Annotated in this window: 15 protein-coding genes and 1 tRNA gene; 14 read left to right on the top strand and 2 right to left on the bottom strand. The window is 31.2% G+C overall.

Translation table 11 applies throughout. The annotated features are described in order from the left end of the window. Positions 1–35 precede the first annotated feature (35 nt). A complete protein-coding gene (locus L8V77_RS02825; RefSeq protein WP_263706610.1) occupies positions 36–3,533 on the top strand; it encodes a bifunctional proline dehydrogenase/L-glutamate gamma-semialdehyde dehydrogenase in 3,498 nt (1,165 codons plus the stop codon). A 17-nt stretch (positions 3,534–3,550) separates the two neighbouring features. Continuing rightward, positions 3,551–5,032 (top strand): sodium/proline symporter PutP, encoded by a 1,482-nt coding sequence (putP, locus tag L8V77_RS02830; protein WP_263678549.1) that lies wholly within the window; start codon positions 3,551–3,553, stop codon positions 5,030–5,032. A gap of 17 nt (positions 5,033–5,049) precedes the next feature. Here putP and yedF read toward each other — a convergent pair whose 3' ends face one another. Both yedF and yedE read right to left on the bottom strand, forming a co-directional pair. Next, the gene (yedF, locus tag L8V77_RS02835; RefSeq protein WP_012661107.1) at positions 5,050–5,277 is read right to left on the bottom strand and encodes a sulfurtransferase-like selenium metabolism protein YedF; all 228 of its coding nucleotides are present in this window, start codon (positions 5,275–5,277) and stop codon (positions 5,050–5,052) included. Further along, entirely contained in the window at positions 5,274–6,488 is a 1,215-nt protein-coding gene (yedE, locus tag L8V77_RS02840) for a selenium metabolism membrane protein YedE/FdhT (RefSeq protein ID WP_263706612.1), read from the bottom strand. The genes yedF and yedE overlap by 4 nt, the downstream gene beginning before the upstream one ends. Before the next feature lie 158 nt (positions 6,489–6,646). Here yedE and L8V77_RS02845 point away from each other — a divergent pair. From L8V77_RS02845 to L8V77_RS02900, 12 genes are all read left to right on the top strand, one after another. Then, a tRNA-Sec gene (locus tag L8V77_RS02845) sits at positions 6,647–6,744 on the top strand. A 24-nt stretch (positions 6,745–6,768) separates the two neighbouring features. Continuing rightward, positions 6,769–8,019 carry an adenylosuccinate synthase gene (locus tag L8V77_RS02850; protein WP_263682728.1) on the top strand — a complete coding sequence of 417 codons (1,251 nt, stop codon included), beginning with the start codon at positions 6,769–6,771 and terminating at the stop codon, positions 8,017–8,019. Beyond that, positions 8,016–8,435, top strand: a complete 420-nt coding sequence (locus L8V77_RS02855; protein ID WP_263678553.1) for a flagellar FliJ family protein — start codon at positions 8,016–8,018, stop codon at positions 8,433–8,435. Before L8V77_RS02850 ends, L8V77_RS02855 begins: the two co-directional genes overlap by 4 nt. Further along, the gene (locus L8V77_RS02860; RefSeq protein ID WP_412174992.1) at positions 8,435–8,950 is read left to right on the top strand and encodes a MotE family protein; all 516 of its coding nucleotides are present in this window, start codon (positions 8,435–8,437) and stop codon (positions 8,948–8,950) included. The genes L8V77_RS02855 and L8V77_RS02860 overlap by 1 nt, the downstream gene beginning before the upstream one ends. Positions 8,951–9,011: 61 nt before the next feature. Beyond that, the gene (locus L8V77_RS02865; protein WP_039617626.1) at positions 9,012–9,563 is read left to right on the top strand and encodes a DUF507 family protein; all 552 of its coding nucleotides are present in this window, start codon (positions 9,012–9,014) and stop codon (positions 9,561–9,563) included. Beyond that, positions 9,560–10,678 (top strand): glutamine-hydrolyzing carbamoyl-phosphate synthase small subunit, encoded by a 1,119-nt coding sequence (carA, locus tag L8V77_RS02870; protein ID WP_263706614.1) that lies wholly within the window; start codon positions 9,560–9,562, stop codon positions 10,676–10,678. The genes L8V77_RS02865 and carA overlap by 4 nt, the downstream gene beginning before the upstream one ends. Next, positions 10,675–11,337: a sulfite exporter TauE/SafE family protein gene (locus L8V77_RS02875; protein ID WP_263663809.1), complete on the top strand. Its 663-nt coding sequence runs from the start codon at positions 10,675–10,677 to the stop codon at positions 11,335–11,337. Before carA ends, L8V77_RS02875 begins: the two co-directional genes overlap by 4 nt. 123 nt (positions 11,338–11,460) lie before the next feature. Next, a complete protein-coding gene (gene ccoN / locus L8V77_RS02880) occupies positions 11,461–12,927 on the top strand; it encodes a cytochrome-c oxidase, cbb3-type subunit I (protein ID WP_263663810.1) in 1,467 nt (488 codons plus the stop codon). Between the two features lie 11 nt (positions 12,928–12,938). Then, complete coding sequence (ccoO, locus tag L8V77_RS02885) at positions 12,939–13,604, top strand: cytochrome-c oxidase, cbb3-type subunit II (protein ID WP_149062087.1); 666 nt, start codon at positions 12,939–12,941, stop codon at positions 13,602–13,604. A gap of 8 nt (positions 13,605–13,612) precedes the next feature. Further along, positions 13,613–13,816, top strand: coding sequence for a cytochrome c oxidase, cbb3-type, CcoQ subunit (locus L8V77_RS02890; protein WP_039617636.1), 204 nt, complete (start codon positions 13,613–13,615; stop codon positions 13,814–13,816). After that, complete coding sequence (gene ccoP / locus L8V77_RS02895; RefSeq protein WP_220516176.1) at positions 13,816–14,694, top strand: cytochrome-c oxidase, cbb3-type subunit III; 879 nt, start codon at positions 13,816–13,818, stop codon at positions 14,692–14,694. Before L8V77_RS02890 ends, ccoP begins: the two co-directional genes overlap by 1 nt. Further along, positions 14,694–14,906: a DUF4006 family protein gene (locus tag L8V77_RS02900; RefSeq protein ID WP_039617641.1), complete on the top strand. Its 213-nt coding sequence runs from the start codon at positions 14,694–14,696 to the stop codon at positions 14,904–14,906. The genes ccoP and L8V77_RS02900 overlap by 1 nt, the downstream gene beginning before the upstream one ends. Position 14,907 lies beyond the last annotated feature (1 nt).

Genomic DNA, 14,907 nt, shown 5'->3' on the forward strand with positions numbered 1-14,907 from the left:
ATAAATACATATTAACTATTAAAGTGGAGGAAAAAATGATACAAAAAGCTTTGCAATTAGCTGAAGAATTACAAAGAAAGATAGAAAGTAATATCTCTCAAAGCGAAAAAGAATTTCATGCCAAAATGCAAAAACTTTTAAACAATCCTAAAAATAAAGTAATGTTAATTGAGCTTTTAGATCGCTCTTTTAGATGTAAAGATAAAAGTGCGAGTTTTGAGCTTATAGAACATACTTTAAACAAATATGGTATAGCTGATTTTTTTAGTGCTTTTGAAAAATTTTTACTTTTTTCATTTTTAAATTTTGGAAAATTTGCACCGACTCTTAGTGTGCCATTTTTTATTAAGCATTTAAGAGAAGATACTAAAGCTATGGTTTTAGATGCAAATCCTAGTGTTTTAGAGCCTCATATGCGTAAAAGAAAAGATAAAGATAAAATCACTTTAAATGTAAATTTAATTGGTGAAGAGGTTTTGGGTGAAGCTGAGAGTGCTTATAGGATGAAAAAATACGAAGAAGCATTAAAAACAAGCTATATTACTTATATTTCTATTAAAATTACTACCATTTTTTCCCAAATCAATATCATTGATTTTGAATACTCTAAAGATGAGGTGGTAAAAAGATTGGATAAATTATATGCTCTTGCTTTAGAGGAAGAAAAAAAGCAAGGTGTGTCTAAATTTATCAATCTTGACATGGAAGAATTTAGAGATTTAGAATTAACCGTTGAAGCTTTTATGGAAAGTGTTGCAAAATACGATATTAAAGCAGGTATTGTTTTGCAAGCTTATTTGCCTGATTCTTATGAGTATTTGAAAAAACTTTTTGCCTTTTCTAAAGAAAGAGTTTTAAAAGGTATGAAGCCTATAAAAATTCGCTTTGTTAAAGGAGCGAATATGGAAAGTGAAGAAACTATAGCTTCACAAAGAGGTTGGGCTCTACCTACTTTTTATAAAAAAATTGACACTGATAGTAATTATAAAAAAATGCTTGATTTTGTCTTAGAGGGAGATAATCATAAATATATTAATATAGGTATTGCAAGTCATAATTTATTTGAAATTGCTTATGCTTATACTAGAATTTCACAAGCTGGAGCTTTATCATCTTTTACTTTTGAAATGCTTGAGGGTATGAGTTTACAATGCTCTTATGAGCTTTCTAAAATGCATGATCTTATACTTTATGCACCAGTTTGTGATGAAGCACATTTTAACAATGCTATTGCATACTTAGTAAGAAGACTTGATGAAAATACTAGTGAAGATAATTTCATGAGATATTTTTTCAATCTTAAAATTAATGATAAAAATTGGCAAATACAAAAAGAATTATTTCTAAAATCTTTAGAAGGTGTTGCTAGTTTGGATAATTCTACCCATAGAACTCAAGATAGAAATAATGAAACAAAGGCTATTAGTTCTTATGAGAGTAAAGAATTTAAAAACGAACCTGACACAGATTTTATCTTAAAAGCAAATAGAGAATGGGCTAAGGGTATAAGAGCTAAGTATGAAAATTTAGAAAATTATGATGTCTATCCAGTTGCAAAAGAAGAAATTAAAAACGAAAATTTACAAGTAGTAGAAGTTAAAGATAAAATCAAAAATCGCACTATAGGTAAAGCACACTTAGCAGGCCAAGCAGAGATCAAATACGCTTTAGATGTAGCTAAGAGCTCAAATTTTAGTGATTTAAGTCATGATGAAATTTATAAAATTTTAGCAAAAACTGCTCAACTTGTTAGAGAGCGTAGAGGAGATTTAATAGGTATAGCAGCTTTAGAAGTAGGAAAAACTTTCTTAGAAATTGATCCTGAAGTTAGTGAGGCTATAGACTTTTTAGAATTTTACCCACATTCTTTAGAAAAATTAAAAGAGCAAAATCCAAATACGACTTTTAAAGCAAAAGGCATAGGCGTGGTGATTGCGCCATGGAATTTCCCAGTAGGTATTTCAGTAGGAACCATAGCAGCGCCTTTGGCCGCAGGAAATAAAGTGATATATAAACCATCATCTTTATCGATGTTAACAGGTTATATGCTTTGTAAATGCTTTTGGGATGCAGGAATTCCTAAGGATGCTTTGATTTTCTTACCTGCTAAAGGTAGTGATATATCAAAATACTTACTTGTTGATCAAAGTGTGAAATTTTCAGTATTAACTGGTGGAGAAGAAACTGCTTATGCAATGCTCAAAGCTAATCCAACATTGCTTTTAAGTGCCGAAACAGGCGGTAAAAATGCAACCATTGTTTCTAAATTTGCTGATCGTGATAGTGCGATTAAAAATATCATTCATTCAGCTTTTTCAAATTCAGGTCAAAAATGCTCTGCTACTTCTTTGCTAGTTTTAGAAGAAGAAGTTTATAATGATGAAGAGTTCAAAAAGACTTTGGTAGATGCTGCTAGTTCTATGGCGGTTGGAAATCCATTTGTGTTTAAAAATAAACTTGGAGCTTTAGCAGATAAACCAGATGTGAAATTACAAAAAGCTTTAGATGAATTAGCTCCGTATGAAAGTTGGGCTTTAAAACCTAAATTTATAGATGATAATCCTTATCTTCTAACTCCAGGGATTAAGTATGGTACTAAAAAAGGTGATTTTACGCACATGAATGAGCTTTTTGCACCAATTTTAACTGTAATGAAAGCAAAAGATTTAAAAGAAGCTATTGATATAGTAAATTCTACAGGTTATGGACTTACAGCAGGATTTGAAAGTTTAGATGAGAGAGAATGGGAGTATTTTCATACTCACATAGAGGCAGGAAATATTTATATTAATAAACCAACAACAGGAGCTATAGTTCTAAGACAACCTTTTGGTGGTATTAAAAAATCAGCCATTGGTTTTGGTAGAAAAGTTGGAATTTATAATTACATTACCCAATTTTTAGATATAGAGCAAAGTCAAGCTGATCAAAATGTTTTAGACAATGAATTAGTATCAAATTTAAATGCTTTAAGCTTGGATTTAAATGAGAAAGATAAAGCCGATTTTGAAGTCATTAAAGCTATGGCAAGAAGCTATGCTTACCACGCAAAACATGAATTTGCAAGTGCGAAAGATTATGTCAATATAAGAGGCGAGGATAATCTTTTCTCTTATACAAAGGTTAAAAATATCGCCTATAGAGTGCATAAAGATGATAGCTTAAAAGATATTTTAGGAGTTATTTTAGCAGCTAGTGTGCTAAATATTGATCTTATTTTAAGTTATGATGAACATGAAAAAATAGATCTTGTGCAAAAGATTAATCAAAAAATTAGTTCAAAAACTTTATTCCTTAAAGAAAGTAAAGAAAATTTCATTAGCAAAATAGCTGATTATGAAAGAATTCGTTATTTTGCTCCATTAGATGTTAATGATGAAATTTTCATAAAGGCAGCAAGTTGCGCAAAAATCATCGCTAATGCTAAGCCTTTAATGAATGGACGTTTTGAGTTGCTTTTATATCACAATGAAAAAGCTTTAAGTATATCTTTCCATCGTTATGGAAATCTAGGCATTCGTGCTTTAAAATAATATAAAAAGGAGATAAAATGGAGGTTGTTCAAATTAATACTCAAATTGCGATAATGTTTGTCGCTTATTCAGCATTAATGCTTTTTATCGGATTTTATTTTTATAAACAAAATAAAAATTCAGAGGACTATTTTTTAGGTGGTCGTTCTATGGGGCCGGTAGTTTCAGCACTTAGTGCTGGAGCTTCTGATATGAGTGGATGGCTTTTAATGGGTTTGCCAGGAGCTTTATATGTAAGTGGCTTAGCTGAAAGTTATATTGCAATAGGTCTTAGTATAGGAGCGTTTTTAAACTGGGCTTTTATAGCAAAAAGACTTAGAATTTATACTAGCGTGATTGCAAATTCTATTACCATTCCAGATTATTTTGAAACAAGATTTGATGATGATAAGCATATATTAAGAGTGGTTTGTGCTATTGTTATTTTAATTTTCTTTACTTTTTATGTTTCTTCAGGACTTGTAGGTGGAGCAAAACTTTTTGAAGCAACTTTTGGAATTCAATATGATTATGCTTTAACTACAGGAACTGTTATTATAGTTGCTTATACATTTTTGGGTGGATATAAGGCAGTTTGTTGGACGGATTTGATTCAGGGTTTATTGATGATGAGTGCCTTGATTATCGTGCCTATAGTGATGATTTATCATTTGGGCGGCTTTAGTGAAGCTGTTAATATAGTCAAAGAAATTAAGCCAAATACTTTTTCTATGGGAGAAGGATTAAGCTTTTTAGGTATAGTTTCAGCGCTTTCTTGGGGGCTTGGATATTTTGGTCAGCCGCATATTTTGGTGCGTTTTATGTCTATACGCTCAACTAAAGACATCCCAACTGCTACTTTTGTAGGAATTTCTTGGATGGTTATATCTTTAATTGGTGCTTGTTTGATAGGTGTTTTAGGTATAGCTTATGTGAGTAAATTTGAACTTAGTTTGCAAGATCCTGAAAAGATTTTTATCGTAATGTCACAATTACTTTTTAATCCTTGGATAGCAGGTATTTTATTAAGCGCTATTTTGGCAGCTATTATGAGTACAGCAAGTTCACAATTGCTTGTTTCAAGTTCGACTATAGCAGAAGATTTTTATAAAAGAATTTTCAATAAAGAAGCGTCTAATAAAATGGTAATGACTTTAGGTAGATTTGGTGTTTTAGCAGTGGCCGTGATAGCTTTTGTTATTTCTACTGATAAAAACTCAAGCGTATTAAGCATAGTAGCTTATGCTTGGGCAGGGTTTGGAGCAAGTTTTGGTTCTGTAATGCTCTTTTCATTATTTTGGTCAAAAATGACTAGATATGCTGCTATTGCAGGTATGATTACAGGTGCAGTTGTAGTTGTAGCATATAAAAATTTCTTAGCTGAGTGGCTTAATTTTCCTATTTATGAAATCATTCCAGGATTTTTAGCTGCATCTATTGTGATTGTTTTAGTGAGCTTGGTAACTAAAGTTCGTCCAGGAACTAAAGCAGCTTATGAAACAATGTTAAAACATCTTTAATATATATTCAAAAGCCTTTAAGGCTTTTGAATTAAAAATCTAAGCGTTGGACCATCTTGATTTATTTCTAGAATTTCAAAACCACGATTTTTAGCATCCTGCGGTATGGAATTAATGCTTTGTGGACAATCACATAAAATTTCTAAGACTTCACCTGATTTTAGTTCTTTTAAGGCATCAATAGTAGCTATAGCAGGGTATGGACAAGCCTCACCTTCTAAATTTAAACTATAATGAATAATCATATTTTTCCTTTTTTATTTTGTTTGAAAAAGAATGATTTTTTAAACTTTAATATAAATAAAAATAAAATTGCAAATAAAATTAAATTGATTACTAAACCATTAAAATAACCAAATTCATTTAAAAGATGAATCTTTACTCCATCTGTTAAGAAATTTGGAAAATGATCGTAACTTAAAGCTAATATCATAGTGCCAATAATATTTGCAATACCTACTATAATAAAATGACTTTGTCCTTCACAAGCTCGATACATCCAGCCACACTCGCATCCTCCGGCAAAAACTATCCCAAAGCCAAATAAAAAAGCACCTAAAGCAATATTTGGTGATATTTCTATTATTTTGCTAGTGTGCCCTTGTAAGATAAATGCAAAAGCTATTAAACAAGCTATAATCATACCTATTAAAGCACCCTTTATGGCATTATCCCTACCAAATAAAAATAAATCTCTAAAGCAAGAAGTAAAGCAAATTTGAGCTCTAGATATGATAAAACCAAAAACAAAGCCAAATATTAACGCTAAAGGAAGAATACTTTCTTTGTTTTTAATATTTAAAGGTTGCTTTTGTAGTATAAATACAACATAAGTTATAAAAATTATAAATACGCCAAGTCCTATATAAAAATATATCTTTGTGGTTTTATTTTGTGTTTTTAACGGTTGATTTTCTTTACATACACATTGTAATTTAGCTTTTGGTTTAAAAGGTGTTAGATTGCAAACTTTAACAGCTAAATAAATCCCTAAAATCATAAATAAGGTAAAAACCCAAGTATGCAAAGAAAAATAAGGTAAACCTGTAAAAAAATTTGCCAAATTGCAACCAAAGGCAAGTCTTGCACCAAAACCGGATAAAATTCCACCTATAATAGCTTGAAAAATTCGAATTTTGCTAGCAGGTAAGCGCCATTTGAATTTATTTGCTAAAAATGCAGCACTTAAACACCCTATAAACATACCTATAAGCATAATACCATCAATTCTTGTTAAGGGACTGCCACTTAAATTTTGCTTTTGATAATAAGAATAAGAGCTTAAGTCTATGCCAAAAAATTCTAAAAACTCTCCGCCCCAGCGCGTCATTTCGCCAGTGACTGCCCAAACGCTACCAAAAATTCCAAAATAAATAGCACTTAAAATTCCAAGCATAATCATGCCTTTGGAATTATCCCAAAAATTTATAAAAAAAGATTGTTTGAAAGAATGCATTGTTGTATCCAAAAATTGTGATTGTCAAAACTTGACACTAATAAAGTTAGCATTATAGCTAATAAATTTATACAAAATAAAATATTATTAAAAATAGTTTCAATTTTACGTATTTGGTTTTTGTTTTAATTAAAAATATTAAGATATAATATCTTTTTGGAAGGTTAGCTTATCTGGTGATGGCCACTGACTTCAAATCAGATGAAAGGGTAGTTGACTACTTTTTGGGGAGTTCGATTCTCTCACCTTCTCGCCAAATTTAAGTCAAAATGGAGTTTTCATGAGTAAAGCAGATATTGTCGTTGGTATCCAATGGGGTGATGAGGGTAAAGGTAAGATAGTTGATAAACTATGTGAAAATTATGATTATGTTTGCAGGAGTGCAGGCGGACATAATGCAGGTCACACTATATGGGTTGATGGTATAAGATACGCTTTACATTTAATGCCATCAGGTGTTTTGAATAAGCAATGTATTAATGTTATAGGAAATGGAGTTGTAGTTAATCCTGATGTATTAATTAGCGAAATGGCTCAATTTGAAAATTTAGAAGGAAGATTATTTATAAGTGATAGAGCTCATTTAAATTTAAATCACCATGCTTTGATTGATCAAGCAAGAGAAAGACTTAAAGGCGATAAAGCTATAGGAACAACAGGCAAAGGCATAGGGCCAAGCTATGAAGATAAAATAAGTCGCAATGGACATAGAGTAGGGGAATTGCTAGAGCCTGAAAAACTTTGTGAAAATTTAATGAAAGATTTTGAACTTAAAAAAACTTATTTTGATGTTTTAGGTATTGCAATGCCTAGTTATGATGAAATTTTAAAAGATTTAAAACGCTTTAAAGAAGTGCTAGCGCCATATATTACAGATACCACAAGAATGCTTTGGAAAGCTTTGGATGAGGATAAAAAAGTATTATTAGAAGGTGCACAAGGGTCAATGCTTGATATTGATCATGGAACTTATCCTTATGTAACTAGTTCGACGACTATTTCGGCTGGAGCTTTAAGTGGTTTGGGATTAAATCCAAAAGAAATTGGAAAAGTTATAGGTATAGTAAAAGCTTATACAACAAGAGTGGGAAATGGAGCTTTTCCAAGTGAAGATTTAGGTGAAAATGGTGAAAAAATAGGACTTATTGGTAAAGAAATCGGTGTAAGTACAGGTAGAAAAAGAAGATGTGGTTGGTTTGATGCGGTTGCGGTAAGATATACTGCAAGATTAAATGGCTTAGATACTTTATCATTGATGAAACTTGATGTGTTAGATGGTTTTGAAAGTGTTAAAATTTGTAAAGCTTATGAGTATAAGGGGCAAGAAATAGACTATGTGCCTTGTGATTTAGAAAATGCTAAACCTATTTATGAAGTAATGGAAGGTTGGGATAAAGTTGCAGGGATTAGGGATTATGATTTGTTACCTGAAAATGCTAAAAAATATATTAAGCGTTTGGAAGAATTAAGTGGTGTTAAAGTAGGTTATATCTCTACAAGCCCTGAAAGAGAAGATACTATCATTTTATGAAAAGCAAATATTCTTCTGTGATTAAGCTTAGAAAACAACAGCTTGATAAAGCAGAAGCAAATTTAACCAAAACAAGACAAAAGCTTTTGCAGTGTGAAGAAGAGCTTAAAGAAGCCTCAAAAACTTGCGAAAGTTTAACTTTAGCCGATAAGGGCTCGATAGCTTTGTTAAGATCGTCTTTAAAATTGCAAGAAATTGCAAGAGAAGGCAAGCAAAGGGTTAAACAAAAATTGGATTTAACCAAAAAAGAATTAGCGCATCATCAGCATTTATATAAAAAAGCTCATTTGGAATTTGAAAAAATCAAAGTTTTAGAAAATGAAGAATTAAAAAAGATTCAAAAAGCCTTACAAAAAGAAGAAGAAAAATTTATAGACGAACTTGCTATAACAAGGCATTTTAATAAGGATAAATAATGAAAAAAATAATATTTTTATTAATTTTTTTAAATTTTGTAAATGCGCAACAAAATTGTGAGCAATATTTTGAAGCAAGAAAAGAGCAAATGCAAGAACAAATTAGAGAATATGATGAGGCAAGACAAAGTTTAGAAGCATATAGGGCATCTTTTGAAGCTTTACAAAAAGAAAAAATGCAAGCTTTGGTACAAAAAGAAGCTGATATTAATGCAAGTTTAGAGCAAATCAAAAGCTTAAAAGAACAAAATGAACGTATATTGAAAGCAACTAGAGAAAATCTCCAAGCGATTAATGATAAAACTATGGGGCGTATTACAGAAATCTATGCAAAAATGAAAGATGTGGCTGTTGCAGGTATATTAAGTGAAATGGAACCTGATGAAGCTTCAAAAATTCTACTTTCGCTTGATCCTAGAAAAATTTCATCCATTATGGCAAAAATGGAACCTAAGAAAGCTTCAGATTTAACATTACTTTTAAAAAATTTAGATCAAAATGCAAGTTCGCAGTAAGTTTTAAGCAGTTTTTACCTTTTTTTTAGTATTATTTCAATAAAAATAAAAAGGTGAATAAATGCGTATCAAACCAGCTCACATACCTTATATAGCAAATAAAATAATACTTGATTTAATGCATTCTTCTTTTGTTAAAATTAAAGATGATAGCCAAAAACTTTTAAAAATAGCAAAAGAGATTATAGAAATAGATGTTTTAAACGAGCGTAAGCTTGATGAAAAAGCAAAAGAGCTTTTAGAAAGCCAGGAAGATGAAATCGAGTTTATGCAAATAGATAGAAAAAGTATGTTTTGGATGATTAAGAAAAAATTAGCAAATGAGTTTAAATTTATGCTTGATAGTGAAGATAGATACAATAACCTTTCTCATAAAATTTTAGAAAATTTAGTAGAAGAGGATTTGATAAATTATAATGTATCAGAAAATCGTGTGAAAAATCTCATTTTCTCAAGTATTATGTCTTATTTAAAAGAGTATGAAAATTTAGAAGATTTGGTTTATGAAAAAATTTCAAATTATAAAAGAAAGCTTATCCCAGGTTCTGAAGAATATGAATTGGTGTTTGAAAAGCTTTACCAAGAAGAGCTTAGAAAAAAGGGACTTTTATGAAAGCATATATTTATATAGAAAATGATGTTTTTTTAAGTGCAAAGGCTTTTGGAGAAAGTGGAACTTTTTTTGGTGAGCTTGTTTTTAATACTTCTTTAACGGGCTATCAAGAGATTATTTCTGATCCTTCATATGCGGGTCAATTTGTGGTTTTTTCAATGCCAGAAATTGGTATAGTTGGCGTTAATGATGAAGATAATGAAAGTAAAGAAGTTTTTGCTAGTGGTATGATCATAAGAGAATTAAATGAAGATTATTCTAATTTTAGAGCCAATGATTCTTTAAGTGCTTATTTGAAAAACCATGGCAAAATAGGACTTTGCGAAATTGATACTAGATTTTTGGTTAAAATGATTAGAGATCAAGGAAATTTAAGAGCTGTAGTATCTACTGAAGTTAAAGACAAAGAAGAGCTTAAGAAAATGCTTCTTTCTAGTGCTAAAATCGATGAGGTAAATTATGTAGCACAAGTTAGCACTAAAAGCTCTTATAAGCATAATAAAGGTGCTTGGGATCATGGCAACAAAACTTATGAGAATGTAAAAGCAAATGGTAAAAAAGTAGCTGTGATTGATTATGGTGTAAAAGAAAATATTTTAAATGAACTTGTGAGTGTAGGACTTGAAGTAGAGGTTTTTCCTTATAATACCAAGGCAAAAGATTTGATTGATTTATACCAAAAAGGTGCAATTCATGGGGTATTTTTATCCAATGGACCAGGTGAGCCAAAAATTTTAAAAGATGAAATTGCAGAGATTAAAAAATTAGCAGAAGCAAAAATTCCTATGCTAGGTATTTGTTTAGGGCACCAGCTTTTAAGTAATGCATTTGGTTATGAAACTTATAAGATGAAATTTGGTCAACATGGAGCAAATCATCCAGTAATTAATCTTACAAATAATACAGTAGAAATTACAGCGCAAAATCACAACTATAATGTTCCTGAAGAAATAGCAGAGGTTGCAACAATTACTCATAGAAATTTATTTGGTGATAATGTAGAGGGTGTAAGATATAAAAATTATCCCATCATTTCAGTACAACACCATCCAGAAAGCTCCTCAGGGCCGCATGAGAGCAAATACATCTTTAAAGAATTTTTAGAGCTTTTGTGAATTTAGATTTTATTGCTTTAGCGAGTATAGCTTTTCTTTCTAGTTTTGGACATTGTTATGGAATGTGCGGAGGTTTTATTTTAGCTTATACTCAGCTTTCAAAGCAGATCAAACTCCCTTTTTCTCTTTTGATTTTCTCTTATCATTTATCTAGAATTTTTGCCTATGTTTGTTTGGGTGTATTTTTTGGATTTTTTGGAAATTTATTTTCTTTTAGCGAATTTGCAAAAGGTATAATGCTTTTTACTATCGGGATTTTTATGGTGGTTTTAGCTTTTGCTTTAATTTTTAAAGGAAAATTGTTAGCTTTTTTTGAAAGCTCTTTAATTTTTGACTGTGTCATTAAAAAAAACATTTCAAGATTAATTCAAAATAAGTCTTTAAAAAGTACTATTTTTTTAGGCTTTTTAAATGGTTTTGTACCTTGTGGCTTGGTGTATTTTTATATAGCTTTTGGAATGAGTGTACAAAATGTATACTTATCAGCGTTAATTATGCTTGTTTTTGGACTTTCAACACTGCCTGCTTTGGTATTTTTTGCTTATTTTTCTAAAACACTGAGTGAAAAATTCCAAAAAACAGCTAGTTTGATTTCTTATATTTTAATATTTTTTTATGGCTTGTATTTTTCTTATATAGGTTTTTCTTTAACTCGATAAAATTTATTATTTACTTGTAATTCTTAATAGATGATTAATCATTGTGATTTTAAGCTAAAAAAGATGATAATTATCATATAATATAGCGATTGCATATTGCAGAAAAAAACTTAAGGAGAGGAAATGCACCCAGGAAATGCATTAAACTATGACTATACGGTTGCTAAATATTTTATGTTTGCTACCTTATTGTTTGGTGTTATTGGTATGGCTATTGGAACGCTTATTGCCTTTCAAATGGCTTATCCGGATTTAAACTATTTAGCTGGTGAGTATGGCACTTTTTCAAGACTTAGACCATTGCACACTTCAGGTGTAATTTTTGGTTTTATGCTCTCAGGAATTTGGGCTACTTGGTATTATATTGGTCAGCGTGTACTAAAAGTTAGTATGGCAGAATCAAGCTTTTTAATGTTTGTTGGCAAACTACATTTTTGGCTTTATATGATCACTATGATTATAGCTGTTATTACCTTGTTTGCAGGTATTAGTACTTCAAAAGAATACGCAGAGCTTGAATGGCCACTTGATATATTGGTAGTTTTAGTTTGGGTTTTATGGGGTGTAAGTATTTTTGGACTTATTGGAATTCGTCGTGAAAAAACTTTATATGTTTCACTTTGGTATTATATAGCTACTTTCCTAGGTATAGCAATGCTTTATCTATTTAATAATATGGCTGTACCAACATACTTTGTAAGTGGAATGGGCGATTGGTGGCATAGTGTTTCTATGTATGCAGGAACTAATGATGCGTTAGTCCAATGGTGGTATGGACACAATGCTGTTGCATTTGTATTTACTGTTGGTATTATTGCTCAAATTTATTATTTCTTACCAAAAGAAAGTGGTCAGCCAATTTTCTCATATAAGTTATCTTTATTTGCGTTTTGGGGCTTAATGTTTGTTTATCTATGGGCAGGTGGACACCACTTGATTTATTCTACTGTGCCTGATTGGATGCAAACTATGGGTTCAGTTTTTTCAATTGTACTTATTTTACCTTCTTGGGGTTCAGCAATTAATATCTTACTTACTATGAAAGGTGAGTGGAGTCAATTAAGAGAAAGTCCGTTGATTAAATTTATGATTTTAGCTTCAACTTTCTATATGTTCTCAACTTTAGAAGGTCCTATTCTTTCTATTAAATCAGTTAATGCATTAGCACACTTTACAGATTGGATTCCAGGACATGTTCATGATGGTACTTTAGGTTGGGTTGGCTTTATGACTATGGCTGCACTTTATCACATGGTGCCTAGAATGTTTAAAAGAGAACTATATAGCAAATCATTAATGGAAGCTCAATTTTGGATTCAAACTACAGGTATAGTATTGTACTTTAGTTCTATGTGGATAGCAGGTATTACTCAAGGTATGATGTGGAGAGCTACTGATGAGTATGGTAACTTACTTTATACTTTCATTGATACTGTTGAAGCTATTGTTCCTTATTATTGGATTAGAGCTGTGGGTGGCTTGTTATACTTAGTAGGATTTTTCATGTTTGTTTATAATATTTATAAATCAATTTCAGTGGGTAGAGTGCTTGATAAAGAGCCAAAAAGTGCTTCACCTATGGCAGCATAAGGAGGAAAAATATGTTTAGTTGGTTAGAAAAAAATCCATTCTTTTTTGCTGTGGCAGTATTTATAGTGATTGCATATGCAGGTATTGTAGAAGTTTTACCTGATTTTGCTCAGAATGCAAGACCAATTGAAGGTAAAAAACCTTATACAGTTTTACAACTTGCAGGACGTCATGCTTATATTAAAGAAAGTTGTAATGCATGTCATTCACAACTTATTCGTCCTTTTAAATCAGAAACAGATCGTTATGGTATGTACTCAGTTAGTGGCGAATATGCTTATGATAGACCATTTTTATGGGGTTCAAAAAGAACAGGACCTGATTTATTGCGTATAGGTAATTTTAGAACAACAGATTGGCATGAAAATCACATGTGGGATCCAGTTTCAGTTGTCCCTGGTTCTATTATGCCAGCTTATAAACATATGTTTAGCAATAATGCAAATATAGAAACAGCTTATGCAGAAGCACTAACTGTAAAAAAAGTTTTCAATGTGCCTTATGATACTGAAAATGGTACAAAACTAGGTACTTGGGAAGAAGCTCAAGCAGAAGTTAAAGCAGAAGCTCAAGCTATAGTAGATCAAATGAAAAACCAAGATGTTAAAGATGCGTTTGCTAGAGGTGAAATTAGAGAGATTGTAGCTTTGATTGCGTATCTTAACAGCTTAAAATAGGAAAAACTATGGATTTAGAACTAATAAGAGAGCTACAAGCTTATGGTTTTTTTGCTCTTGTAGTATTTTTAGTGGTAGTTTTGTATTCTTATTGGTTTCATTTGTATAGATCTGAAAAAACAGGTAGAAGAAACTATGAAAAATACGCTGATTTGGCATTGCATGATGAAATCAGCGATCGTGTTTTAGAGCAAAATAAAAGGAGTGCTTAATGCAATGGTTGAATTTACAAGATAATGTTAATTTATTATCTTTTATTGGAGCAATTCTTATCATACTAATTACGCTTGTTGTGGTAGGAAAATTGTTTAAAAGTATGAAAGAAGAAAAGAGCCAAGGTGAACTAAGCGAGCATAGTTGGGATGGTATAGGTGAGTTTAAAAATCCTATACCACTTGGTTGGGCTGTAGTGTTTTTCTTAGCTATAGTATGGTGTATATGGTATTTTCTTTGGGGATATCCTTTAAATAGTTATTCTCAAATTGGTGAGTATAATAAAGAAGTACAAGCACATAATGAAAAATTTGCACAAAAATTTGCAAATTTAAGTGCACAAGATAAACAAGAAATGGGTAAGAATATTTTCTTGGTTCAATGTTCTTCTTGTCATGGTATTACAGGTGATGGTATTAATGGAAAAGCACAAAATCTTAACATTTGGGGTTCAGAAGAAGGGCTTATAGAGGTAATTACTAAAGGTTCTAAGGGTATGAATTATCCTATGGGTGAAATGTTAAGTGCAGCTGATAATGGCATAGATGAGGCTGATATCCCTGCAATTGCTGCCTATGTTGCTTCTGAAATTTCAGCAATTAAAAAAACTGAAAATCCTCAACTTGTAGCAAAAGGAAAAGAACTTTTTGCAACTTGTACGGTGTGTCATGGTGAAGATGGAAAAGGAACTATTGATGGGCAATTGGTTGCTCCGGATTTGACAAAATATGGCAGTGCTGAGTTTGTAGTAGATGTTTTAAATCGTGGTAAAGCAGGTAGTATAGGTGTAATGCCTCATTTTAATAATGGTTTATTAAATGAGCTTCAAAAAGAAGCAGTTAGCGAATATGCAATTTCTCTTTCAAGGGGTGAATAATGGAAAATTCAAATAGATGTGTATTTTCACTTTCGGGTGTTAGTGGAATGTTAATAGCAACTGTTTTATTGCTATCGATTCTAGCTGGACTTACTGTTTGGGGTCTTAAAACACAGCAAGATGTTATGCAAAAACCTTATAAAATAGAAAATGCAGAGCAAATTAAAATGTTTGACTCTAAAAGAGAAGAACATATCATCATAAAGGAATGAT

It is taken from the genome of Campylobacter sp. IFREMER_LSEM_CL2127 (assembly GCF_025771745.1).
Lineage (GTDB): Bacteria > Campylobacterota > Campylobacteria > Campylobacterales > Campylobacteraceae > Campylobacter_D.

Excerpts from the sequence above, each read along its gene's own strand:
- L8V77_RS02900 (WP_039617641.1), top strand. The coding sequence starts at position 14,694 with ATGGAAAATTCAAATAGATGTGTATTTTCACTTTCGGGTGTTAGTGGA.
- ccoP (WP_220516176.1), top strand. The coding sequence starts at position 13,816 with ATGCAATGGTTGAATTTACAAGATAATGTTAATTTATTATCTTTTATT.
- L8V77_RS02850 (WP_263682728.1), top strand. The coding sequence starts at position 6,769 with ATGAGTAAAGCAGATATTGTCGTTGGTATCCAATGGGGTGATGAGGGT.
- L8V77_RS02860 (WP_412174992.1), top strand. The coding sequence starts at position 8,435 with ATGAAAAAAATAATATTTTTATTAATTTTTTTAAATTTTGTAAATGCG.
- L8V77_RS02825 (WP_263706610.1), top strand. The coding sequence starts at position 36 with ATGATACAAAAAGCTTTGCAATTAGCTGAAGAATTACAAAGAAAGATA.
- L8V77_RS02855 (WP_263678553.1), top strand. The coding sequence starts at position 8,016 with ATGAAAAGCAAATATTCTTCTGTGATTAAGCTTAGAAAACAACAGCTT.
- yedF (WP_012661107.1), bottom strand. The coding sequence starts at position 5,277 with ATGATTATTCATTATAGTTTAAATTTAGAAGGTGAGGCTTGTCCATAC.
- putP (WP_263678549.1), top strand. The coding sequence starts at position 3,551 with ATGGAGGTTGTTCAAATTAATACTCAAATTGCGATAATGTTTGTCGCT.
- L8V77_RS02890 (WP_039617636.1), top strand. The coding sequence starts at position 13,613 with ATGGATTTAGAACTAATAAGAGAGCTACAAGCTTATGGTTTTTTTGCT.
- carA (WP_263706614.1), top strand. The coding sequence starts at position 9,560 with ATGAAAGCATATATTTATATAGAAAATGATGTTTTTTTAAGTGCAAAG.
- L8V77_RS02865 (WP_039617626.1), top strand. The coding sequence starts at position 9,012 with ATGCGTATCAAACCAGCTCACATACCTTATATAGCAAATAAAATAATA.
- ccoN (WP_263663810.1), top strand. The coding sequence starts at position 11,461 with ATGCACCCAGGAAATGCATTAAACTATGACTATACGGTTGCTAAATAT.
- ccoO (WP_149062087.1), top strand. The coding sequence starts at position 12,939 with ATGTTTAGTTGGTTAGAAAAAAATCCATTCTTTTTTGCTGTGGCAGTA.
- yedE (WP_263706612.1), bottom strand. The coding sequence starts at position 6,488 with ATGCATTCTTTCAAACAATCTTTTTTTATAAATTTTTGGGATAATTCC.